This is a genomic window from Amycolatopsis sp. NPDC048633 (genome assembly GCF_040650695.1).
In the GTDB taxonomy this organism is placed as follows: domain Bacteria; phylum Actinomycetota; class Actinomycetes; order Mycobacteriales; family Pseudonocardiaceae; genus Amycolatopsis.
Map to the genome: position 1 here is coordinate 110467 of NZ_JBEZHS010000029.1, position 24261 is coordinate 134727.

The 24261-nt window shown below is 71.9% G+C and carries 18 protein-coding genes; 14 read left to right on the forward strand and 4 right to left on the reverse strand.

Translation table 11 applies throughout. The features are described from left to right. Positions 1–19 precede the first annotated feature (19 nt). The 6 genes from AB0C38_RS36995 (at position 20) to AB0C38_RS37020 (ending at position 13635) form a co-directional block, all read left to right on the forward strand. On the forward strand, positions 20–889 hold the full coding sequence (locus AB0C38_RS36995; protein ID WP_360682429.1) for a LysR family transcriptional regulator: 870 nt from the start codon (positions 20–22) through the stop codon (positions 887–889). Between the two features lie 307 nt (positions 890–1196). Next, on the forward strand, positions 1197–4397 hold the full coding sequence (locus AB0C38_RS37000; protein ID WP_360682430.1) for a family 78 glycoside hydrolase catalytic domain: 3201 nt from the start codon (positions 1197–1199) through the stop codon (positions 4395–4397). A gap of 11 nt (positions 4398–4408) precedes the next feature. After that, the gene (locus AB0C38_RS37005; protein WP_360682431.1) at positions 4409–7750 is read left to right on the forward strand and encodes a glycosyl hydrolase; all 3342 of its coding nucleotides are present in this window, start codon (positions 4409–4411) and stop codon (positions 7748–7750) included. Beyond that, positions 7747–10659 (forward strand): glycosyl hydrolase, encoded by a 2913-nt coding sequence (locus AB0C38_RS37010; RefSeq protein ID WP_360682432.1) that lies wholly within the window; start codon positions 7747–7749, stop codon positions 10657–10659. Before AB0C38_RS37005 ends, AB0C38_RS37010 begins: the two co-directional genes overlap by 4 nt. Further along, positions 10656–13076, forward strand: coding sequence for a beta-L-arabinofuranosidase domain-containing protein (locus tag AB0C38_RS37015; protein WP_360682433.1), 2421 nt, complete (start codon positions 10656–10658; stop codon positions 13074–13076). The genes AB0C38_RS37010 and AB0C38_RS37015 overlap by 4 nt, the downstream gene beginning before the upstream one ends. Positions 13077–13101: 25 nt before the next feature. Beyond that, positions 13102–13635 (forward strand): hypothetical protein, encoded by a 534-nt coding sequence (locus AB0C38_RS37020; protein WP_360682434.1) that lies wholly within the window; start codon positions 13102–13104, stop codon positions 13633–13635. A 3-nt stretch (positions 13636–13638) separates the two neighbouring features. Here AB0C38_RS37020 and AB0C38_RS37025 read toward each other — a convergent pair whose 3' ends face one another. Both AB0C38_RS37025 and AB0C38_RS37030 read right to left on the reverse strand, forming a co-directional pair. After that, positions 13639–14763, reverse strand: a complete 1125-nt coding sequence (locus AB0C38_RS37025) for a hypothetical protein (protein WP_360682435.1) — start codon at positions 14761–14763, stop codon at positions 13639–13641. Continuing rightward, entirely contained in the window at positions 14756–15211 is a 456-nt protein-coding gene (locus tag AB0C38_RS37030) for a type VII secretion target (protein WP_360682436.1), read from the reverse strand. Before AB0C38_RS37030 ends, AB0C38_RS37025 begins: the two co-directional genes overlap by 8 nt. A gap of 188 nt (positions 15212–15399) precedes the next feature. On the opposite strand from AB0C38_RS37030, the gene AB0C38_RS37035 reads away from it, so the two are divergent. Then, positions 15400–15801, forward strand: a complete 402-nt coding sequence (locus tag AB0C38_RS37035; RefSeq protein WP_360682437.1) for a cupin domain-containing protein — start codon at positions 15400–15402, stop codon at positions 15799–15801. Between the two features lie 14 nt (positions 15802–15815). Beyond that, entirely contained in the window at positions 15816–16667 is an 852-nt protein-coding gene (locus tag AB0C38_RS37040; protein ID WP_360682438.1) for an NAD(P)-dependent oxidoreductase, read from the forward strand. On the opposite strand, the gene AB0C38_RS37045 is transcribed toward AB0C38_RS37040, so the two are convergent. Further along, positions 16654–18042: a PLP-dependent aminotransferase family protein gene (locus AB0C38_RS37045; RefSeq protein ID WP_360682439.1), complete on the reverse strand. Its 1389-nt coding sequence runs from the start codon at positions 18040–18042 to the stop codon at positions 16654–16656. The two genes, AB0C38_RS37040 and AB0C38_RS37045, sit on opposite strands and share 14 nt — an antisense overlap. Before the next feature lie 170 nt (positions 18043–18212). Between AB0C38_RS37045 and AB0C38_RS37050 the strand changes: the two genes are divergently transcribed. The 5 genes from AB0C38_RS37050 to AB0C38_RS37070 all read left to right on the forward strand — a co-directional run bounded on the left by AB0C38_RS37050 (position 18213) and on the right by AB0C38_RS37070 (position 22496). Continuing rightward, a complete protein-coding gene (locus tag AB0C38_RS37050) occupies positions 18213–18722 on the forward strand; it encodes a hypothetical protein (RefSeq protein WP_360682440.1) in 510 nt (169 codons plus the stop codon). 50 nt (positions 18723–18772) lie between these two features. Beyond that, entirely contained in the window at positions 18773–19264 is a 492-nt protein-coding gene (locus AB0C38_RS37055) for a GNAT family protein (protein WP_360682441.1), read from the forward strand. 91 nt (positions 19265–19355) lie between these two features. Beyond that, a complete protein-coding gene (locus tag AB0C38_RS37060) occupies positions 19356–20828 on the forward strand; it encodes an FAD-dependent monooxygenase (RefSeq protein ID WP_360682442.1) in 1473 nt (490 codons plus the stop codon). After that, positions 20825–21868 carry a hypothetical protein gene (locus AB0C38_RS37065; RefSeq protein WP_360682443.1) on the forward strand — a complete coding sequence of 348 codons (1044 nt, stop codon included), beginning with the start codon at positions 20825–20827 and terminating at the stop codon, positions 21866–21868. The genes AB0C38_RS37060 and AB0C38_RS37065 overlap by 4 nt, the downstream gene beginning before the upstream one ends. 28 nt (positions 21869–21896) lie before the next feature. Next, positions 21897–22496, forward strand: a complete 600-nt coding sequence (locus AB0C38_RS37070) for a TetR/AcrR family transcriptional regulator (protein ID WP_360682444.1) — start codon at positions 21897–21899, stop codon at positions 22494–22496. Position 22497: 1 nt separating this feature from the next. Here the strand turns inward: AB0C38_RS37070 and AB0C38_RS37075 are convergent, their stop codons facing one another. After that, complete coding sequence (locus AB0C38_RS37075; protein ID WP_360682445.1) at positions 22498–22917, reverse strand: helix-turn-helix domain-containing protein; 420 nt, start codon at positions 22915–22917, stop codon at positions 22498–22500. Positions 22918–23000: 83 nt separating this feature from the next. Between AB0C38_RS37075 and AB0C38_RS37080 the strand changes: the two genes are divergently transcribed. Next, positions 23001–24164 (forward strand): MFS transporter, encoded by a 1164-nt coding sequence (locus AB0C38_RS37080; RefSeq protein WP_360682446.1) that lies wholly within the window; start codon positions 23001–23003, stop codon positions 24162–24164. The last annotated feature ends 97 nt before the right edge of the window (positions 24165–24261 follow it).

Genomic DNA, 24261 nt, shown 5'->3' on the forward strand with positions numbered 1-24261 from the left:
GAATCTATGCTCCTCAGGCATGAGCGAGTTCGCGTCCGGCCGGGTGGAGCTGAGGCACCTGCGCGGCTTCGAGGCGGTGGCCCGGCTGAGGTCGTTCACCGGGGCGGCGGCCGACCTCGCGATCACCCAGCCCGCGCTGAGCCGCACGGTCCGGCAGCTGGAGGACGCGCTGGGCGTGACGCTCTTCGACCGCAGCACCCGGCACGTCGAGCTCACCGGCGCGGGGGAGACCCTGCTGGCCCACGTCGAACGGGCGCTGGCCGAGCTGGAACGCGGGTTCGGCGCCGTCCGCCAGGCGTCGAGCGTCCGGCTGGGGTTCAGCTGGCTGCTGCCGGACCCGTGGGCGCAGCGGACGGTCACGCGATTCGAGCGGGCGACCGGGCGGACCGTCGACCTGGTGCGCACCGACGACCCGCTCGCCGCCCTCCAGCAGGGCAAGGTCGACCTCGCCGTGGTGCGCGGGCCGGTGCGGTCGTCCGCACTGCGCGTGGTGCACCTGTTCGACGAGGCCCGGGTCGCGGCGTGTTCGGTGCGGTCGCCGCTGGCCGGGCGGGCGGAGCTGGCGTGGGCCGAGGTGCCGCGGTGGCCGCTGGTGGTGAACATCGTGAGCGGCACGACCGGGCCGTGGTCCTGGCCGCCGGACGAGCGCCCGGAGACGATCGTGGAGACGGCCAACTTCGACGAGTGGGTCGAGAGCGTCGCCGCCGACCGCGGGATCGGCATCGCGCCCGAAGTGGCCATGCGCCGCAACATCCACCCGGCGGTGCGGTTCGTCCCGCTGCGCGGCGCGCCGCCGAGCCCGGTGACGCTGGTGTTCCTCCCGCACGTCCACGAGGCGCTCCTGCGGCAGTTCGTCGACATCGCGGTGAACGCCGGCGAGGCCGGGTGAAGGCCTCGTCATTGACTTCCTCTTCGGGCGCAAGGTAGCGTCACTGCCGTCGGGCTTATGAAACCTTTCAATTCGGAGATCGCGATGCAGCGACAGAAGCTGGGCTGTGCGCCCCTTCTCGTCCTGCATCCCGACCCGAAGCGTTGTTACCCGCCAGTTTGAGTGCGGCGGGCCCGCTGAGGCAGGGTCACCTCGCCGGAGTGCGAACACTTCCCTCGCTTAGTCGAAGTTGCCAATCTTTCCCTTGACTTGAAACGATTCATCGTCGAATCCAGGCCGCACCCCACCGGCCGCCCCAGGAGCTGCTGTGCGCCACAGATCCCGCCGTCTCCTCGCTCTCGTCCCGCTTCTCGTCCTCGGCATCGCCACGCCCGCCGAAGCCGGCGTGGAAGGCCACGGCTTCGCCGCCACCGACCTCCGCGCCAACCACCTCGACCGGCCATTGGGGACGGACGACACCACCCCCGAGCTGAGCTGGCGGACCGCCGCCCGGGACCAGACCGCCTACGAAGTCCAAGCCGCTACCTCGGAAGCACGCCTGGCCCGCCCCGACCTCTGGGACACCGGCCGCGTCACCGGCGCCGCCGCCGACCTCGACTACGCGGGCCGCGCCCTCGGCAGCCGCCAGCGCGTCTACTGGCGGGTCCGCGTCTGGTCCGGGAACGTCCCCTCGACCTGGAGCACCCCGAGCTGGTTCGAAACCGGCCTCACGAACCAAAAAGACTGGTCCGCCGGCTGGATCACGAACAGCCGGTGGCAGCTGAGCACCAAGCCGACGCAGCCGGTCGTCGTCGCGCTTCCGCCGCAGACCGCGCAGTTCGTGAAGCTCGACGTCACCAAGCTCGGCCTGCCGCTGGCCGAACAGCCCCTCGACAGCCAGAACCGGATGGTCACCACCGGCGACACCCGCCGCTTCCCGGACCTGACCTACCGGCTGCAGCTGGCCGAGCTGCAGGTGCGGGACTCGGCCGACCCGGCCGTGAACCTCGCCGACGGACGCCAGAAGTACGTCACCGCTTCGGAAACCCAGACCGTGCGCAAGGAGTGGGAGCCCGGGCTGGTCGCCGACGGCCTCACCACGTCCAACCCCGAGGACGCCGGGAACGCCGGCTACCAGAGCGCGGCGCACACGAGCGCGGACGCCGACGTCTGGCTCACCGTCGACCTCGGTGCCGCGCACACCTTCGACCAGGTCGTGCTCTACCCGCGCACCGACACCCTCACTGCCGACGGCAAGACCGCGAACTTCCCGGTCGACTACACCGTGCAGACCGCCGCCGACGCCGCCGGGCCGTTCACCGTCGCCAAGACCGTGACGAACCAGCCGGCGCCCGCCACCTGGCTGCCGCCCGCGTTGCCGGTATTCGCCAAGGACTTCTCCGTGCGCGGCCGCGTCGCCAGCGCCCGGCTCTACGTCAGCGGCCTCGGCGTCTACGTGCCCAGCCTCAACGGAACCCGCGTCGGTGACGCGGTTCTGGAACCCGGCGACAGCGACTACGCCGACCGCATCACCTACGCCGCTTACGACGTCACGAAGCAGGTTCGCGGCGGTGCCAACACGATCGGCATCGCGGTCGGCAACGGCACCGCGGACGCGCTGCACACCTCGGGCCGCTACCGGAAGTTCGCGCGCACGGCGAGCGACCCGCAAGTCATCGCGCAGCTGGAGTTAACGCTAACAGACGGCACCGTGCAGCGGATCGCCACCGATTCCAGCTGGCGCACCACGCTCGGCGCCACCACCGTGTCCCAGTGGTACGGCGGTGAGGACTACGACGCCCGCCGCGAAATCCCCGGCTGGGACAAGCCCGGCACCGACCGCAGGACCTGGTCCCCGGTGGTGCCCGCGACGAGCACGGCGAAGCTGACCTCCCGGCAGACCGAGCCTGTCCGGGTCGTGGAACAGTTGCCCGGCAAGGAGATCTCGCGTCCGGCGCCCGGCATCCGGGTCTACGACCTCGGCCGGAACATCGCCGGTCTGCCGCAGGTGACGCTCACCGCGCCGGTGGGCACCGCTCTCCGCGTGTACCCGGCCGAAGCCCTGCGCGACGGGCACGTGGACCAGTCCATCAGCAACGTCGGGACGCCGATCTGGGACAGCTTCACGAGCAAGGGTGGAAAGCAGACCTGGCACCCCGACTTCACCTACCACGGCTTCCGCTACCTCGAGGTCGTCGGCGTGCCGGACACCGCGCAGCTGACGGTCGCCGGCCTGCGCACGATGGCGGACAACGACTCCGCCGGGGACTTCGACTCCTCCGACGCGACGCTCGACGGCATCCACCGGCTCACCCGCGCCGCCGTCGAGAACAACATGCAGAGCATCCTCACCGACTGCCCGAGCCGCGAGAAGCTCGGCTGGCTGGAGCAGGACCACCTCGCGTTCGACGCGCTCGCCCGCAACTACGACGTCGAGGCCTACCTCGGCAAGATCGTCCAGGACATGGCCGACGGCCAGGAGACGAGCGGCCTGGTGCCCAGCACCGTGCCGGACCACGTGACGCTCGCCGGCTCCTACCGCGACGACCCGAACTGGGGCGGCGCGCTGGTCCAGGTGCCGCTCAAGGCGTACCAGACCTACGGCGACAAGGAACTGCTCGCGCAGTACTACCCGGCGATGCAGCGCTACCTCGGCTACCTGCAGGGTCAGACCACGCGATGGGTCGACGGCGTCTACGACTACGGCCTCGGCGACTGGATCACCACCGAGTCCCCGGCGATGCCGCGCGCGATCCCCAGCAGCTTCGGCGTCTGGGCGGTCGCGGACGGGCTCGCGAAGGTGGCGACGGCCCTCGGCCGGGACGCCACGCCTTATCGCGCCCAGGCCGACGGGCTGGCCAAGGCGGTGTGGACGAAGTACTACAACCCCGCCACCGGCCTGTTCGGCGGCGGCGGGCAGGGCGCGACGGCGCTCGCCCTCGACATGGGTGCGGTGCCAGCCGGCCTGCGGGCCGGCCAGACCCAGCACCTGGTGGACGTCATCGAAGCCGCGGGCTGGCACCTGGTGATGGGGGAGATCTCCTTCCCGTCGGTGCTGCGGGTGCTGTCGACGTCCGGCCGCGACGACGTCGTCTACCGGATCGCCACCCAGACGACCAGCCCCAGCCTCGGCCACCAGGTGCAGGCCGGGCTGACCGCGCTCGGCGAGACCTGGGACGGCGGCAGCGGCCAGTCGCAGGACCACTTCATGCTCGGCGCGATGGACGGCTGGCTCACCACGCGCCTCACCGGCATCGGGCAGGCGGCCGGCTCGGCCGGTTTCCGGGACCTGGTGATCGACCCGGCCGTCGTCGGCGACCTGAAGTCCGCTTCCGGCAGCTACGAGACCCCGCAAGGCCGGGTCGGCACCTCGTGGACGAAGTCCGACCGCGAGTACCGGCTGACGGTCACCGTCCCGCCCGGGACCACGGCCGAAGTGCACGTCCCGCAGTTCCGCGGCGGGGACGACGCCGTCTACCACGTCGGCCCGGGCACCCACACCTTCCGTTCCTCCATTCCGCGCGGCTGAAGGGAAATCCCATGCGCAGGACACTGATGTCCCTGGTACTCGCGGCGGCCACGGCGCTGAGCGTGGCCACTCCGGCCACCGCCGAGCACGACCGCGGCCCGGCCGCGACGACGAATCTGGCCCGCTTCGACCCGGCCGCCTTCGCGAACCCGCCGAAGGACAGCAGCCCGGCGATCTACTGGTACTGGAACAACACCATCACCAGCGCCATCACCGACCGGCAGATGGCCGAGATGCGCGCCAAGGGCGTGTACGAGGCGGTGATCTTCCCCCTCGGCGGCGACTCGATGAAGCCGGTGTTCCTCAGCGAGGACTGGTTCACGCTCGTCGGGCACGTGCTGCGCGAGGCGCAGCGCACCGGCATGAAGATGTGGCTGTTCAACGACAACAACTTCCCGAGCGGCCGCGGCGCGAACTACGTCGTCAACGGCGGCACCCTCGGCAACCGCACCATTCCGGCACGCCCGGACCTGCGGCTGAAGGGCTTGCTGCGCTCGACGCGGATCGTCGACGGACCCTCGACGCTGCCGCTCGCCGAGACGTCGGGGCTCAGCGTGGACACCGGCAAGCTGGTCGTCGACCCGGCCACCCAGCCGGGTGCCGCGCCGCTCACGCCGGGCGCGGGCTGGACCGACTACACGGTGAGCGGCAAGGTCACGCTGACCGCCGGGGGCGTCCAGCTGGCGGTGCGTTCGGACGGTACCCACGGCTATCTTGTGGACGTGGACGCCAAGGGCGCGGCCAGTGTGTACAAAGTGGACGGTTCGAACCGGACGCGGCTGACCACCGGCGTCAACACGCCCGGGTTCACGCCGACCCATGTCCAGACGATCAATGTCACGGTCGCCGGGAACACGATCACCCCGAAGATCAACAACACCGTGCAGCCCGCGGCCACCGATGCGAGCTTCCCGACCGGCGCCGCGGCGGTGTCGGCCGAGGGCACGCAGCGCACGCTGTGGGACGACCTGACCGTCACCGCGCCGGACGCCACCAAGCTGTGGACGTCGACCTTCGACAACGCCACCGCGCTCGCGGACTTCCCGCAGAACCGCGTCACCCTCGCCGGGGTGACGGCGGCGGCCGCGCGACCCGTGGGTACGAACGCCGCGGTGGAACTGAAGGGTGACACCTGGCAGGTGCCCGCCGGCCGCTGGCAGGTCGACGTCTACTCGCAGGTCCTGCTGCAGGACGACTCCAGCGGTTACACCCGCGGCTACCTCGACCTCCTGGACCCGAAGGCGACGGACGCGTTCCTGAGCATCGCGCCCGAGGAGTACGCGCGCCGCTTCCCGTGGGCGATGGGCACGGTCGTGCCCGGGTTCTGGGACGACGAGCCGTTCATCGCCTCCGCGCAGCCGCACCCGTTCAAGCGCCTGCCGTCCTCGCCCGGGCTCGCCGACGCCGTCCGCGCGGCCGGCGGCACCCCCGGCGTCGCTTACACCGCGGCGGCGGACGGCCTCGACACGGTCGCCGACCAGGCCGCCGGGACGTACTGGCGGGCCGTGGACAACCTGTTCTCCACCAGCTACTACAAGCGCGAAGCCGACTGGATGGCCAAGCACGGCCTGAAGCTGATCTCCAACCCGCTGCTCGACGAGCAGAGCCCGCAGCAGCGGATGAACTCGACGGGCGACCTGTCCAAGGACAACCAGTGGGCGCAGGTGCCCGGCAGCGACATGATCACCACCGACTACACCGCCGGCCAGCAGACCACGCTGGGGCGCAACGCCGCCTCGGCCGCGCACCAGAGCGGGGCGCCGCGGACGCTGATGGAGACGTTCGGCAACGCGGGCTGGCAGGTGGCGCCGGACTACATGCACGCCACGGTCGGCGCGCTGGCCACCCGCGGCGTCAACCTCACCTTCCTGCACGCGATGTACACCGACGAGACCTCGGTGACGTTCGCGCCGCCGTTCGGGCCGCGCAGCACGTTCTGGGAGGACATGCCCGACGTCGACGCGTGGATCGGCCGCGTGATGGAGCTGGGCCGGGGTGAGAACCTCGCCCGGACCGCCCTGGTCCAGCCGCAGCGGGCCGCCGAGCAGACCCGGGCGGCCGACGCGTCGCACCAGCTCGACAAGGACTTCTCCGACACGGCGTACGCGCTGGAACGCGGCCAGGTCGACTTCGACCTGCTGAGCGACTCGTCGCTCTCGGGTGATCCGGCCGCGCGCTTCCAGGCCGTCTCGCGCGGCGGAACCTTGCACGTCGGCCAGGCCGGCTACCAGCTCGCGGTGCTGCCGCGGACTCCGGTGCTCGACCTCGCGACCGCGCGGTCGCTGGCGAAGTTCGTCCAGACCGGCGGGCACGTCGTCGCGGTCGGCCCGCTGCCGACGCGGGAGGCGACCGGCCGCGACGCCGACCTGGCGCGTGAGCTGCGTTCGCTCTTCGGTGGTGCGGGTGCCTCGTGGGCCCGGCGTGGCGCCGGGGCGGTCGCTTTGGTGACCGACGTGAACGCGATCGCGGGCCTGGCGCAGAACGCCGGGTACGGCGCGGCTCGTCTGCAACCCGCGGCCGACGCCGTCCGGGTGTCGCGCACCGGCCGCGGCGCCGACACCGCGTTCCTGGTGAACAACGAGAGTGACGCGGTGGTCACCACGACGGTGACCTTCCCGGTCGATGGCACTCCCGAGATCTGGGACCCGCGCACCGGCACGGCGAAGGTCGCCACGGCGTACACGAGCGGGCGCAGCACCACCGGCGTCCCGGTCACGCTCCAGCCGTACGAGACCTTGGGTGTGGTGTTCCGCAAGGGCGTCCACGACACCGCGCACCTCACCGACGGCACGTTGCCCGCCACTGCGGTCTCGCAGAGCGGGCGCGACCTTCAGGCCGCGGTGACGGCGACGGCGCCCGGCAGCTACACGCTCACCGGGCAGGCGAACGGCCGCACCTACCGCGGCACGGTGAAGGTCACCGATCCCTTGGCGCCGATCGCGCTGAACGGGCCGTGGACCGTCCGGCTGGAGCAGGAGGGCGCTGTCGCCACCGAACGCCCGCTCGGCTCTTGGACCACCTTCGCGCCGACGTTCTCCGGCAGCGCCGTCTACACGACGACGGTGACGCTGACGGCGGCCGACCTCGCGAAGCGCAAGCTGGTGCTCGACCTCGGTGAGGTGCATGACCTCGCCACGGCGACGGTGAACGGCACCGAGCTTCCGGCCGCGCTCTGGCACCCGTACACAGTGGACACCACGAAGGCGTTGCACCCGGGCGTCAACATGATCAGCGTGCGCGTCACCAACACCCTGGCCAACGAGCGCAACAAGATCCTGGCCTCGGGCCTCGTCGGCCCGGTCGCGCTGCGCCCGCAGGCCGCCGTCACCGCCCGGCTGGAGGCCACCCGATGACAGTCAGCAGACGCACGGTCCTCACGGTCGGCGCCGCGCTCGGCGTGGGCGCCACCCTCTCCTGGGCCCCGCCCGCCCTCGCCTCGGGCGGGAAGTCCTTCGCCCGGCAGTTCGCCAGGCCCGATGCGAGTACCGCCGCCAAGTTCCGCTGGTGGTGGCCGCACGGCTTGGTCGACCTCGGCGAGATCGCCCGCGAGGTCGACCAGATCGCCGACGCCGGGTTCGGCGGTGTCGAGATCCAGGACGTCCACCACAGCGTGCAGACGGTGATGGACCCGGAGCACTACGGCTGGGGCACGCCCGCGTGGCTCGCGGCGGTGGAGACGGCGTTGCGCCGGGCCAAGGCGCGCGGCCTGACCGTCGACCTCGCGATGGGGCCGTGCTGGCCGACCGCGGTCCCGACCATCACGCCCGACGACGTCGCCGCGAGCAAGGAGCTGGCGCACGGCGTCGTCACGGTCGAAGGCAGCTACACCGGTCCGCCACCCGCCGCGGTGGTGCCCGCCGAGGAAGGCGTGGGCAAGCAGGAGCTGATCGCGGTGCAGGCCGCCTTGGTGATCGGTTCGCCCACCGCGGCCACGGTGACGCTGGACCCGGCGTCGGTGCGCACTGTGGACGTCCACAACGGACAGATCGACTGGACCGCGCCTTCGGGAACCTGGATGGTGTTCGCGTACTGGGCTCGCGGCTCGGCGCAGCAGCCGGAGGCGGGCCCGCACACCACGCCGCTCGCGTACGTCGTCGACCACTTCAGCGCGGCGGGCACTCGCGTCGTCCTGGACGAGTGGAACTCGACGATCCTCACCCGCGCCATCCGGAGCCTGCTCAAGGACGTCGGCGGCGATCTGTTCGAGGACTCCCTGGAGATCGAGACCGACGCGACCATCTGGACGCCCGCGTTCCTCACCGAGTTCCGCCGCCGCGCGGGCTATGACCTGCTGCCGTACCTGCCGGTGGTCGTGCAACGCAAGGGCAAGTACCTGTTCGCGTTCGACTCCGAGACGTCGAACCACGTCCGTGACGACTACAACCAGGTGCTTTCGGACCTCTACCACGAGAACCACCTGATCCCGGTGCGGGACTTCGCGCACCGGCTCGGTATGACGATGCGCGTCCAGCCGTACGGCCTGCAGACCGACGCCATCCGCAGCGCGGCGCTCCTCGATGTGCCGGAGAGCGAGTCGCTGGGGTTCAAGAACCTCGACGACTACCGCGTCCTCGCGTCCGGCCGCGACATGGGCGGGCGAAAGCTGCTGTCGTGCGAGTCCGCGGCGTACGCGAACGGCGCGTACAACACCACGTGGGACAAGGTGCTGCAGACGATGGGCAGCGTGTTCGCGGGCGGGGTGAACCAGGCCGTGCTGCACGGGTTCGCGTACGCCATGGCGCCCGGCGCGCAGTGGCCCGGGTTCGCGGCGTTCTCGCCCTACAACGGCAACGGCATCGGGTACGCCGAGGCGTGGGGCCCGCGGCAGCCGACGTGGGGGCACGTGCCGGACATCGCCGGCTGGTTCGCCCGCACCCAGCTGGTGCTGCGGACCGGAAGGCCCCAAGTCGACATCGCGTTCTTCCGGCAGAAGGGCTGGACGTCGACCGGCATCGGCGCACCGTGGGCGACCAACGACGGCATCCCGGCCGGCTGGACCCACGGCTTCCTCAGCGAGGCGGTGCTGGAGCTGCCCAGCGCGGTCGTCCGGCGTGGCCGGCTGGCGCCCGACGGCCCGGCGTACAAGGCGATGATCCTCGGCGGCGACCAGTTCCACGGCAGCGAGCACACGCTCTCCGTGCCCGCGGCGCAAAAGCTTCTGGACTTCGCCCGCGCGGGCCTGCCGACGATCGTCATCGGCACCTGGACCGCCGATGTCCACGCCGAGGGCATCGCTCAGCCGGGGGAGAACGACCGGCTCCGCTCGCTGATCACGGCGCTGGTCGCCCAGCGCACGGTCCGGGTCGTCGCCGACGCCACCGGCATCCCGGCCGCACTCGCCGAACTGGGCGTCACGCGCGATGTGGAGCACGACCCGTCCACGGTGATGAGCGTGCACCGGATCGACGGCGACACCGACTACTACTACCTCTGCAACGCCCGGCACGCGGAGAACCGCAAGATCACCGCCGTCACCCAGGATGTCTGGCTGACCGCGCAGGACCGCGACGCCCAGCCTTTCGCGCTCAACGCGTGGACCGGTGAGACCGAACGGCTCGGCGTGTTCACCCGCTCCGGCACCAAGATCCGGGTTTCGGTGTCGCTGAACCCGGGGCAGCCGGTGATCATCGCCCTGGCCGCCGGCCACAGCCCGCACGCGGTGTCGACGGACGCGCCCGAGGTGCGGTACCTCGACGGGGAGCTGGTGGTGCGTTCCTCGGCGGCGGGCACGTACTTGACGACGCTGTCGACCGGACGGGTCGCGCGCACTGTGGTGACAGCTCCGCCTGCGCCCGTCGCTCTGTCCACTTGGGACTTGGAGGTCGAAGACTGGCAGCCGGGGGCGACGCCGACGTCGACGATCAAGCCGAAGCGGCACTTCTCGTTGACGGCGCTCGCGGCGTGGCCGTCGATTCCCGGGTTGGAGGACGTCTCGGGGGTCGGCCGCTACCGCACGACGGTCGACCTGGGCCGGTGGGATCGCGGGCTCGGCGCGTACCTCGACCTCGGGGAGGTGTTCGACACCTACCGCGTGCGGGTGAACGGCACCGCGCTGCCACCGTCGGACGTGCTCGACACGGTGGTCGACGTCGGGCCGTGGCTGCGCTCCGGGCGCAACAGCATCGAGGTGGAGATCGCCACCACGCTGAACAACCGGCTCCGCGTGAGCCGTCCCGAGGTGTTCGCGATCGCGGCACGCCAGGCGTACGGGCTGGTCGGCCCGGTGCGCCTGACGCCGTACCGGCAGGTGGAGGTCCGATGAAGGTCACCCGGCGCACGGCGTTCGGTCTCGGAGCCGCGCTCGGCCTGGCTGCCGTGGTCCCGTGGGAGGCTTCGGCTTCGACGACGGCGCCGCTGCGGCCCGTCGCGCTCGGCGGGGTCCGGCTGCTCGAAAGCCGGTACCTGGCGAACATGCGGCGGACCGTCGCGTACCTGAAGTTCGTCGACCTCGACCGCCTGCTGCACACCTTCCGGCTGACCGCCGGCCTGCCCACCACGGCCGAGCCGTGCGGCGGCTGGGAGGCCCCCGACATCCAGCTGCGCGGGCACACCACCGGGCACCTGCTGTCCGGCCTCGCCTTGGCGGCCGCGAACACCGGCGACGCCGAGCTGGCCGCGAAGGGCACACGACTGGTGGCCGAGCTGGCGAGGTGCCAGGCGCCGTCGGGCTACCTGTCGGCGTTCCCGGAGTCGGACTTCGTCAACCTCGAAGCCGGGAAGTCCGTCTGGGCGCCGTACTACACGATCCACAAGATCCTCGCCGGGCTCCTGGACCAGCACCGGCTGCTCGGTACCGCGGGTGCCCTCGACGTCGCGCGTGGCATCGCCCGCTGGATCGACGGGCGCACGGCACCGCTGTCGCACGACGCCATGCAGAAGGTCCTGCACACCGAGTTCGGCGGCATGAACGAAGCCCTGGCCAACCTCTTCGCCATCACGAAGGACCCGCTGCACCTCACGCTAGCCCGTCGCTTCGACCACGACGAGATCTTCACCCCGCTCGCCGCCCGCCAGGACACCCTCGCGGGCAGGCACGCCAACACCGACATCGCGAAGATCGTCGGCGCGGCGGCGGAGTACGACGTCACCGGCGAGCAGCGGTACCGCACGATCGCGACGTACTTCTGGGACCAGGTCGTGCACCACCACAGCTACGTCATCGGCGGCAACGCCAACGCGGAGTTCTTCGGCCCGCCGGACCAGGTCGTCAGCCAGCTCGGCGAGAACACCTGCGAGAACTGCAACAGCTACAACATGCTCAAGCTCGGCCGGCTGCTGTTCCTGCAGGACCCGAACCGCACCGAGTACCTCGACCACTACGAGTGGACGCTGCTCAACCAGCTGCTCGGCGAGCAGGACCCGGACTCGCCGCACGGGTTCGTCACCTACTACACCGGGCTGACGCCGGGCACCGAGCGCAAGCCCAAGGAGGGCGTGACCTCCGACCCCGGCACGTACAGCAGCGACTACGGCAACTTCACCTGCGACCATGGCACCGGCCTCGAGACCCACGTCAAGTACGCCGAGAACATCTACTTCGCCGCCGGCGACACGTTGTCCGTCAACCTGTTCATACCGTCCACAGTGGACTTCCACGGTGCGAAGGTCCGGCTGGAGACCGAGTACCCGTACGACGAGACGGTCCGGCTGCGCGTCGACGGCTCCGGCGAGTTCGCCCTGCGCGTCCGGATTCCTTCGTGGGTCTCGAAGCCGCGGCTGACGGTCAATCGCGCACCGGTGGCCGCGTCCCCGGGCCGGTTCGCGACGATCCGGCGGCGCTGGCGCACGGGCGACGTCGTCGAGCTGCACCTGCCGATGACGCCGCGCTGGCTGCCCGCGCCGGACAACCCCGCGGTGTCTGCGCTGACGTACGGGCCGCTGGTGCTCGCCGCCCGGCACGGGTCGTCGGTACCCCCGGTCATCCCGACGATCGACCCGCGCACGCTGCGGCGTGAGCCCGGGCGGGCGGAGTTCAGCGTCCGGGCGGGGGAGGAGCGGCTGCGGCTGAGCCCGTTCCTCGACGTGCAGCACGAGCACTACAGCGTCTACCTCGCCTCGCCGCCGGACCGGCCCGCGCCGAAGACCGTGGCGGTGTACCCGCTCGGTGCGAACCTGGCGGAGTCGACGCGTCGCTGGCCCGATGCGGTGCTCGCGGGCGGCGCTGCGAAGGGGGAGCGGGGCATCGAGCTGGACGGCGTCTCCGGCCACGTGCGGCTGGCCCCGGGCCTGCCGGCGAACCTGACCGGGCTGACGGTGTCGATGTGGGTGCGCGCGGATACGATCGTCAACTCCGCGCGGGTGTTCGACCTCGGGTTCAACGCGCAGTCGTACCTGTTCCTGACCCCGCGCACGGGGCTCGGCGTGGCCCGCTGCGCGATGAAGCTCGGCGGCATGGAAACGGAGGACTTCGTGGACGCGGCCGTCGCGCTGCCGGCGGGCGTGTGGACGCACGTGGCGGTGACGGCGGGAGCCGGGCTGCGGCTGTACTTCGGCGGCGAGCCGACCGGGGTGAACCCGGCGCCGCTGATGAGCCCGCTCCTGCTGGGCGCCACCCAGCTGAACTACCTGGGGCGCTCGCAGAACGTGAAGCACCCGTACCTGAAGGGCGCGGTCGCGGACTTCCGCCTGTACGGCCGGGCCCTGGGGGACGCGGAGGTGCGAGCGCTCGCGAGTTCCTGACGCGGGGGCTGGGAAGATCCGGGCCATGACCGAGAACCCCTGGGAAGCGGACCCGGATCTGTCTCACCGCATGGACGCGCTGGCCGGCGTGGTCCGGTCCGAGCTCGTCGCGGCCGGGCTGCCGCTGGGGCCGCACGCCGACACCGCCGGCGCGGTGGTCGAGGTCGAACGGCCATACCTGCGCGGGGTGCTGGTCGGCTGGCGGGAGGGCATCGTCCTCCTCGACGCCGCCCAGGAAGCGCTGGGCGACGACCCGCACCACGAAGGCGAGGAGTGCGCCGCGTTCTCGCGGTTGACGTCGGCGATCTCCGAAGCGATGGTGGAGGCGATGCGAGCGATCCTCACGGCGGCCGGGCTGGAGGTCACCCGGGACGCCGAGGACCTGTCGCCCCACGACTTGCTCGTGACCCGCCGCCTGGCCCCGTCCCCGTGGCGCGCCCGCCGCGACGCGGCGTTCGAAGCCCGCCACGACAAGATGCGCGAGGCGTGGAACAAGCGGAACGCGGAGCGGTGCCCGAACCCGGACTGCGAGGTCCACGGCCCGCTCCGCGAGCAGTGAGCGCTAGACGCTCGCCGTTTTCTCGGTCGACTTGCCGATGACGTCGAAGTCGCGCGCCTTGCCCGTCGTGTTGAGGTGGGCGATGTCGGCCTGCTCGAAGTCGACGTCCATCACCGGCGTGTCCTTCTCGAGGTCGCGCCGGTGCTCGCTGGGGATGCCCCAGTCGTAGCGCTTCTGGATTTCGACGTGGTAGGTGACTTCGTCGCCGTGCTTGTCGCCGACCAGCCGGTACTGGAAGTGGTTGAACGAGTAGTACCAGTCCTGGCCGCCCTTGCCGTCCCGCTGGAGGTCCGGCGCGGTCGTCTTCCAGTCGGTCGTGAACGGGCCGTCGGGGCCCTTTCCGGCCTCCGCCACGGACTTGTCGACCTGCTCCTGGAAGGAGGGCATGTCGTCCAGCATGTCCTGCACCGGCGCCTCGACCGTCGTGCCGTCGCCGTCGAGGTAGTGCTGCAGCAGCCAGGCCGCGTGGTCGTTGCCCTGCTTCACCAGTCCCAGCAGGACGACGTTGTGCAGCTGGTTCCACACCCGGCGGTCGTGCTCGGTGGGCGGGAGGACGCCGTAGCGGCGGTCTTCGGTCTCGAAGTTGTCCTGGGTGCCGAAGACGACCTTGAGGTTGCGGGCGAGCTCCTCGTCGATTTCGGTGGCCTGCTTGAGATGCGCCTGGATCTGCTTCGTCAGGCCGTCCGCGATGTCGGCCTGCTCGCCGAGCGCGTCGAAGTACCCTGGGGACACGCCCGGCGTGTCGTCCCAGGTGACCTTGCCCGCGGCGGTGACGGTCATGCCCTGTTCGCGCGCCTGCCGCTGCAGGTCGAGCACCGCGCGCTGGTGGCCTTCGAGGCCCTTGAGCCCCGTGGTGCCTTCGGCGCCGTCGGCTTCGACGTCGATGTACTTCCGCAGCGCCTTCACTTCGGTGTCCACGGCGTCGAAGTCCCAGCGGACGCGGGCGCAGTACTTGGTCGCCGCGTCGCCGCCCTTGCCCGCCCAGTCGCCGTCCTCCAGCGGGGTCACGACGGCGGACTCGTAGGCGTCGCGGATCCGGTGGAGCTTCTCGTGGACCATCGCCCACTGCTCGGCGAACTTCTCCAGCCCGGCGACGTCCAGCTCGGTCAGCTGCTTGAAGTCAACCACGGATCCGCTCCCCGCCCGCCGAATCGGTCTTCGTGTACGCGTCGGCGCTCAGCCGGAAGTTCTCCGCGCCCTCGGCGAGCCTTCGGTGGACGAGGTCGTTGAGCCCGTCCCAGCGGGACTGCATGTCGTCGACGCTGTCGGCGAACGCCCAGCCGGGGGCCGCCCGCCGGAGTGGCTCGAAGGTGTCGTCGGCCGCGCCACGCAAGGCGTTCACGGCGACGGCGGTCTCGTCACAGCCGTCGGCGCGCTGCCGCAGCCACGACGGCGTCACACCGATGTCCGGCCCGCTGCCCCACGGGGGCACGGGCTTCGGCTCCGGCCCGGGGGAGGGCGACGGCGTGGGTTGGGGCTCGGGCTTCGCGTCGTGGTCGTCCGGGGACGGCGGCGGCGGGGTCACTCCGGGCGTCGGTTCGGACACGACCCGCCAGTCACCCGATTCTGCTGCCACCACAAGGCTCCCTCCAGAAAGTCCGTCCGCCAGGCTACGAGTTCCGGCGCGCCGGTGGCCGCGGGAGTTCCCCGGCGCCTCTCGTTTCGGTGTACGCCGAAACGAGGGGAGACCGGCACGAACCGGTCCAGTGCGGCGGACCGGAAGTGGACCAACCGGCCGCGCCGCGTCCTGCCTAGCGTGGAACCATGACCAACGCACAGCCGAGGACGAACTCCGTCCTCACCATGCTGGCCTCGCAGACTCCGGCCATCCCGGACGGTGCGCACGTGATGACGGCCACCATCGAGCTGCCGCCCGGCGACTCGGGCACGCCGCCGCACCGGCACTCCGGGCCCGTCTTCGGGTTCATGCTCGACGGCGAGATGATCTTCGAGCTCGAAGGCGAACCCGAACGGGTGATCAAAGCCGGGGAAGCGTTCTGGGAGCCCGGCGGCGACGTGATCCACTACCAGGCGGCCAACAACCTCGCCGGCTCGTGGAGCCGGTTCGTCGTGGTGATGATCTGCGCGCCCGGGCAGGAGATGCTGACCTTCGTCGGCGCGGACGAGCTGGCGGCGCGCGCCGGTCGCCGCGCGCCGCGCGCCTGAACAGGAGAACGACCATGCGGATCTTCCTCGCCGGTGCGTCCGGCGCCCTCGGCCGCCGGGTGGTTCCCGCGCTGCTCGGCCAGGGCCACGAAGTCGTCGGCCTGACCCGGAACCCGGCCTCCGCCGGCACGATCGAGGCGCTGGGAGCGGCGGCCGTCCTCGGTGACGTCTACGACGCGGCCGGGCTCGCGGACGCCGTGGCGGCGGCGCGGCCGGACGTCGTCATGCACCAGCTCACCGACCTCGGCGCCGGTGACCGCGCCGCCAACGCGAAGGTCCGGGTGGTCGGCACGCGCAACCTGGTCGACGCCGCGAAGGCGGCGGGCGTGCGCCGGATCGTCGCGCAGAGCATCTCGTGGGCCTACGAGCCGGGCGCCGGGCCGGCCACCGAGGACACGCCCCTGGATCTCCACGGCGCGCCCGACCGCGTCGCCACGGTCGGCGGCATCCAGTCGCTCGAGACGGCCGTCGCGGAGCTGCCCGAGTGGGTCGTGCTGCGCTACGGCACGTTGTACGGCCCCGGAACGTGGTACGAGCCCGGCGCGCTCATGGCGGAAGCGGCGCGGGCGGGCAACCTGCCGGCCAACGCCGACGTCTCGAGCTTCGTGCACGTCGACGACGCGGCCTCGGCCGCCGTCGCCGCCCTGGACTGGTCGCCGGGCGCGGTCAACGTCTGCGACGACGAGCCCGCCGCCGGCCACGAGTGGGTCCCGGTGTTCTGCGCGGCCGTCGGCGCTCCGGAACCGGCCCGGAGCGACGCCGAACGCACGGGCTGGGCCCGCGGGGCGGACAACACCCTGGCGCGCAAGGAGCTGGGCTGGGTGCCGAGCCGCACTTCCTGGCGCGACGGCTTCACCAGGGCGTGATCGCCGCGCCGCTAAGCACGCCGGTGAGCGCGTCCAGCGCCGGTCGCCACGCGTGCCGCGGCGGGGTCGCGTAGCCGACGATCAGCCCGGCCTTGCCCCCGCGGGCGGAATGCCAGTACCCCGCGGCGTGCACGCCCGCGAGCTGGAGGCCGGCGCCGAGGCCCGCGTCGACGAGCCGGCGCTCTTCCCGCGCGGAGGCCAGGGGGAGGAGCGCGTGCAGCCCGGCGGGGACGCCGTCGAGCGGGACGTCGGTCAGCTCGGCGAGGCGGGTGGCCAGCTCGGTCCGCCGCTTCCGGTAGAGCTGCCGGGTGCGGCGGACGTGCCGGTCGTAGTCGCCGCGGTCGAGCAGGTCGGCCAGGGCGAGCTGGCCGGGCACGCCGGCGCTGGCACCGGTGGCCGCCAGTGCGTCCAGCACCGGGATGCGCAGCCGCGGCGGCACGACCAGCCAGCCGAGCCGCAGCCCGGGGGCCAGCGCCTTGCTGGTGCTCCCCGCGAAGACCACCCGATCGGGGTCGAGGGCCTGCAGCGCGCCGACGGCGTGCCGGTCGTACCGGAACTCGCCGTCGTAGTCGTCCTCGACGACGAACCCGTCGCGCTCGTTCGCCCAGGCGAGGAACGCGGTGCGCGCCTCGCGGCTCAGCACGACGCCGCGGGGGTGCTGGTGGGCGGGCGTCAGCAGCACCGCCCCGGCCCGTGCCGGGATCCCGGCCGGGTCGGCGCCGTCCGGTCCGACGGGCAGCGGTGCGGTGCGCAGCCCGGCGCCGTGGATCAGCTGCCGGTGGTGCGCGAGCCCGGGGTCCTCGGTGGCGATCGTGTGCGCCCCGGCCTCCCGCAGCGCCCGGGACAGCACCGCGAGGGCGTGGGTGAACCCGCTCGTGATCACCACGGCGCCGGCTTCGGCACGCACGCCGCGAGCCCGGGAGACGTAGGTCGCGACCGCCTCGCGCAGCACCCGCGTACCCGCCGGATCGCCGTAGTCCATGCTGCCGGCGTCCGCCGCGGCCAGCGTGCGCTTGACCGCGGCCGACCACTGGCCGTGCGGGAAGAGGCTGAGGTCCGGCCGGCCGGGGCGCAGGTCGACGACCCCGCGCACCGGGCCGTGCGGGGCGCCCGCGTGCGGGAGCGTGACGTCGGCGACCCGGGTGCCGGACCCGGTCGCGCTGACCAGCCACCCCTCGGCGACCAGCTGGGCGTAGGCCGCGACGACGGTTCCCCGGGCGATCCCCAGGTCGTCGGCGAGGCCGCGGGTGCCGGGCAGGCAGGTCCCGGCGGGCAGCCTGCCGGTGGTCACCGCCTCGCGCAGCGCCGCTTCGATCGACCGCGCCCGCGGTCCGCCGCCGACGTCGAGGTGCAGGTCGATGCCCAGCTTGCCCACCGTGGTCCACCTCCGGGAGCCATTCTGCGGCATCGGGTGTCCGAAGAGGACTCGTGGCCGAACTGTTGCGTTCTCCGCATCACCCCCTAGGGATGCCTAGGGGCATGGGGAAGACGTGAGTGGCGGCGGTACGATCTGCCGATTCGCAGCTACTCCGAAGGGTTAGTCCGTTGACCGAAACCACAGCGCAGCGGGTGAAGTCGATCCGCATCGTCAACGGCCTGCGCCACCCGCTCCTGGCGGTCGTGGCCCGCTATCCGGCGGAGTTCCTGGTCCGCCCGGGCGGAGAGCTCGAGATCCGCGAGTCGGCCCCGCGCGGCGGGTACGTCGAGCTCACGCTCGACAACGAGGTCCAGACCGGGCTGCGGATCGAAACGGGCGAGTCCGGGCGGATGGAGGTGCTCCTCGACGGGGAGCCGCAGCCGCTGCCGTCCGTCGTCCTGGGCGGTCCCCGGCCGTGGCAGGACCTCGAGGCCGCCTTCGGCAGCCTGCACGTGTTCGACACCCGATCGGGTCCCCGGAAGGTGCGGCTCGAGGAGAAGAACGGCACCACGACGCTGGTGGGCGCCGGGCGCGAGCCGTTCCGGTTCGCGGGCGTCGGGGTGAACGACTGCCCGACGGAACTCATCATCGAGTCGGACGGGCTGCGCATCCGCGGCTCCCACGGTTCGGCTCGCTGAGCGCTCGGCCCGGGCACCTGGGCGAACTGCCGGTTTCGACCGAACGGCTGGTGATCCGGCGCTTCGCCACCCGGGACGTGGCCGCGTTCACGGCGTACCGCTCGGATCCCGAGGTGGCGCGCTACCAGGGGTGGGACGCGCCGGTACCGGAGGCGGCCGCCCGGCGGCTCGTGGCCGGGTTCGCGGCCGCCGAAGAGGGCGCGCCGGGCTGGTTCCAGTACGCCGTGGAGCGCGACGGCGGCCTGATCGGGGACGTCGGGATTCGCTGGGCCGGCAACCGGGTGCGGGCCGAGGTGGGGTTCACGATCGCCCGCGCCCACCAGGGGAACGGCTACGCGACCGAAGCGGTGCGGTGCGTGCTGGACCGGGTGTTCGCCGCGGGCGTGCGGCGGGTGTCGGCGGAATGCGACGCGCGGAACACGGCGTCGGCGCGGCTGCTGGAGCGGCTCGGGTTCAGCCGCGAGGGCCATCGGCGCCGGCACACCTGGCTCAAGGGCGAGTGGACGGACGACCTGCTGTTCGGCCTGACGGTCGAGGACTGAAGGCGCGCGGCGATCGGCCCTTGACACTCGTCCTCACTCATTCATACATTCGTCGTCACTTTGTATGATTCGACGTGGGGAGTTGATCCGCATGCGGCTCGGCAAGACCGCCGTCGTCCTCGGGGGCAGCGCCGCCGGCCTGTGCTCCGCCGGTGCGCTCGCCCCGTACTTCGACCAGGTCCTGGTGCTGGAGCGCGACGAGCTGCCTGCCGGGGCCGGGCATCGCCGCGGGGTGCCGCAGAGCAAGCACCCGCACTTCCTGCTGAACTCGGGCCGGCGCGCGATCGGGGTGCTGTTCGACGGCTTCGAGGCCGACCTCATCGCCGCCGGCGGGCTGCACCTGATGCCGTCCATGGACGCCGCCTACCTCGACGGCGAAGGCTGGTCGGCCCGCAAACGCAGCGCGATGACCATGGTCTACAGCTCGCGGATCCTCATCGAACGGGTCCTACGCGACAAAGTGCGCGAACTGGGCAACGTCGTAATCCGCGAAGGCGCCGCCGTCAACGCCCTGACCACGCGGGGCGGCGGCACCCGCGACGGGGAGATCACCGGCGTCGGCTTCACCACGTCCGGCGGCGACGAGCACGTCGACGCCGACCTCGTCGTCGACGCGATGGGCCGCGGCTCCCCGGTCGGCGCCTGGCTGGTCGCGGCCGGCTGGCCCGAACCGGAGACCAGGACGCTCGACGCCAAGGTCACCTACACCTCGCGCTGGTACGAGCTGCCGGCGCCGCGGCCCGCGACCTGGTGGTGGCGGCACCTGGTGATCATGCCGACGCCGGACAAGGGCGAGCACCCCGCCGAACACGAGTACCTGGTCAACTTCTTCCCCGTCGAGGGCAACCGGGCCATCGCCTGCATGGGGTCGTGGGGCCTGGACATGCCGCGCACGACCGACGCGTTCGTCGAGACGGCCCGCCGGGTGCGGACGCCGATGTTCGCCGCCGCGATGGACCAGTGCGAGCCCACGTCGGAAGTCCACCTGACCCGCTCGACCGGCAACAAGTGGCGGCGCTACGACCGCCTGCCTGCCCCGCCGAAGGGACTCGTGTTCGTCGGCGACTCGATCTGCGCGTTCAACCCGTTCTACGCCCAGGGCATCAGCTCCGCGGCCGGCTCGGCCCTGCTGCTGCGCGAGCACCTCGCCCGCGCCGGCCGGATCGACGCGAAGTTCTCCGCGAAGTTCCTTGCCTCGCAACGCAAGGCGCTGAACGTGCCGTGGAGCCTGGCGATGGCGCGCGACCAGGGTTACGAGTGCGCGGAAGGCACCGAGAAACCGCGCGAGTGGAAACGCCGGATCCTCGCGGCCGTCTCCGCGCCCGCGTTCAGCCTCATCGTCGGGGCCGCCCGGGAGGACGAGGTGGTCGACGAGCACTTCGCCAAGGTGTTCAACCTCGACGAGTCGATGGGGGACATGCTGCGCAACCCCCGCGTGATCGCCGGGCTCGTGCGCTACCGCGTCCGCGCCGCGCTCGGCCGGCACCGGGTTCCCTTCGGCTTCGACCCCCAGGCCGAACCACCGGCCACGGACTATTCACCGGCGACGGCGTCCGCGCGATGAGCGTGGCGTGCGGGACCGACGCCGACGCCCTCACCCGCGGTCTCGGCTTCGACTGCCACGACGTCGCCCCGGTGGTCTCGGTCCGCTTCCCCTGGGCCCTGGCCCACTGGACGATGCCGCTGCTCGAGCTGCTCATCGTCGGCGGCGCCGTCTTCGCGCTGGTGCACGCCGTCCGCCGGTACCGCGCGGGTGACCCGATCAACCTGGCGCTGTGGTGGGCTTCGCTGGTCTACCTCTTCGTCACCGAGCCGCCGCTGTACTTCCCGGAGTGGTTCGGTCTCGACCGGCTGTACGGCTTCATCTTCGCCCACAACCAGTTCACCGTGCAGTTCATGGCGGATCGGCTGCCGCTGTACATCGTGGCGTTCTACCCGGCCTTCAGCCAGCTCGCCTACGAGCTCGTGCGGTCGCTCGGAGTCTTCCGGAGCCGGGGCCCGTTCGCCGGTTCGGTGGCCGTCGCCTTCGTCTGCCAGGTGTTCTACGAGGTCTTCGACCAGCTCGGCCCGCAGCTGCGCTGGTGGGCCTGGAACCCGGGCAACCGGATCGTCAACCACCCGGCGCTGGCGGCGGTGCCGATGACCAGCATGCTGCTGTTCGCGTCCGTCTCGTTCGGCGCGCTGACCTACCTGGTGGTGCGCCTGGCCGGCGGCCCGCGCCGCGGGTGGCCGCTCGTGCTGCGGACCTTGGTGGCCGGCGTCCTCACCCCGCCGACGATGGCGATCGCGGGCATCCCGTCGAGCCTCTTCGACGGGAACACCGCCGTGCAGGCCTGGATTCTCGGCGCCGAACTGGCGCTCGTCTGGGTGGCGGGCGCCTGGATCATCGTGACGAACCGGTCGGAACGCCCACCCCAGTCCGCTTTCGTGCGGATCTATCCCGCCGTCTACCTGGGAGCGCTGGCGGTGTTCTGGGTCGGCGCCCTCGCCGGGGACGCCGGCGGCCCGATCGGCAGCGGGCCCTACGCGCTCGCCTGCTTCGCCGCGGCCGGTCTGGTGCTGGTGGCGCTGTACCGGAAGGCCCGGGCACCTGCCCCGGTCTGAGCCCGCCCGGTCGGGGAAGATGGGGCACATGGGGCACCACGGATGGCAGGGCAACCCGCCCGGCACGGAAGACGAGGCGCGCCGCCGGATCGTCGAGGCGGCGACGGCGTGCCTCGACCGGGCCGGGCTCGCCAAGACGAGCCTGTCCGACGTCGCCGCCGAGGCCGGCGTGACGCGGCAGACCGTCTACCGCTACTTCCCGAGCCTGAACGACATCCTGCGCGCGGTCGCCCTGGCCGGCGTCGAGGAGTTCGCCGGCCGGATGGAACGCCACCTGGCCTCGTTCGGCAGCGCGACCGAAGTCGCCGTGGAGTCCGTGGTGTTCGCGGTCCGGACGTTGCCCGGCGAGCCGCACCTGGGTCTGCTCCTGCAAGCGGGCGAAGCCGACTTCTTCACGGTCGGTGTCATCTCGCCGCTGGCTTTCTCTTACGGCGCAAGGATTCTCCGCAACGTGCCGGTCGACTGGGCCGCCGTCGGTGTCACCACCGACGACGACCTCCAGGGGCTGGCCGAGCTCCTGATGCGGCTCTTCCTGTCGTTCCTGCAGTACCCCTCGACGCCGGCGCTCACCGACGACGGGATCCGGGCGCTCGTCCGCCGCTGGATCGGACCCGCCCTGCGCGGCTGACTCACTTGCGGACCGAAGTCGTGTCGCTGGTGAGCGGCGATCCGTCCGGGGCGGTGGGGACGACGGGCGGGACGAGCGCGCCGTGCGCGTCGACCAGGACCGAATGCGGCTCGCCGGCTTCGAAGGCGTGCCGCTCACCCCATTGCCGCAGCGTGACGATCACCGCGAAGAGGTCCTCGCCGGCCGCGGTGAGCGCGTACTGACGGCGTTTGCCCGACGGCGCCTCGACGTGCGCGAGCAGGCCGTGCGCGGTGAGCTTGCGGAGCCGGTCGGCGAGGATGTTGCGCGCGATGCCCGTGCGCTGCTGGAAGTCGGTGAACGAGCGGGCGCCGTCCATCGCGTCCCGGACGATCAGCAGGCTCCACCGATCGCCGATCACGTCCACCGCCCGCGCGACCGGGCAGGTCGGGTCCGTCCACATCGCGTTCTCCCATGAGTTGCGTAGTGAAACCATTCTGACCTACTCTCCGAAGAGTTGCAAACTGCAACCAATTGGGAGGTGTGATGGGACGCGGGACGAGGCTGCTGCTGGCGGTCGTGTGCGGGGTCGCGGTCGCCGGCGTCTACGCCGGGCAGCCGGTGCTGGGCCCGATGGGCGACGCACTGGGCGTTCCCCGCGACTCCGTCGGCTGGTTCGTGGCCGTGGGCCAGCTCGGCTACCTCGCCGGGCTGGTGCTGCTGGTGCCCCTGGGCGACCGCCTCGACCGCCGGCGCCTGATCGCCGGGCACCTCGGGCTGGTGGCGGCGGGCCTGGCGATCACCGCGGCCGCACCGGTAGCCGTGGTGGCGTTCGCCGGCCTCGCCGTCGCGGGGGTGTTCGCGGTGGTGGTGCAGACGACGGTCGCCTACACGGCATCGCTTTCACCGCCGGCCGAGCGGGGCCGCAACCTCGGCGTCGTGACGTCCGGCGTGGTGGCCGGCATCCTCGGCGCCCGGGTCGTCACCGGGACTTTGTCGGACCTGTGGGGCTGGCGCGGCAGCTACTTCGCCCTGTCCACGCTGGCCGCTTTCCTTTGCGTGCTCAGTCTTTGTGTGCTGCCGGCGGACCGCCGGATCGGCACCGAGCCCTACGGCCGGATCCTCCGCTCCTTCTTCGGGTTGTTCGCCCAGCCGGTGTTCTTCGGCCGCGGACTGATCGCGTTCTTCCTGTTCGCGTCGTTCGGCACGCTCTGGAGCGGCTTGGCGCTCCCGCTGGCCGGCGAGCCGTGGCACCTGAGCGCAACGCAGATCGGCCTGTTCGGCATCGCCGGACTGGCGGGAGCCTTGGGAGCGGCCCGATCCGGCCGCTGGGGCGACGCCGGCCACGCCGGTCGCGTCACGGGCATGGCGTTGGTCCTCCTGCTCGGTTCGTGGCTCGCGATCGGGCAGCTGGGCTGGTCCCTGGTGCTGCCGATCGCCGGCGTGCTGGTGCTGGACTTCGCGGTGCAGGTCGTGCACGTGGGCAACCAGCACCTCCTGACGACCACGTTCACCGACCGCACCAGCACCACGATCGGCGCGTACATGGTGTTCTATTCGCTCGGCTCGGCATTCGGGGCCACGGCGACCACGGCGTCGTTCGCGGTGGCGGGCTGGCCGGGTTCGGCTGTTTTGGGGGCGGCGCTCGCTTTCGGTGCCCTCGTCACGTGGTTCATGTCCGGTCGAGCCGTGGGTAGAGGACTTCCCTGACCAGGAGCAGGAGTGCGGCGGCGATGGGGATGGCGACGAGGGCGCCGACGACGCCGAGCAGTGCGCCGCCGACGATGACGGCGACGACGGTGACGAG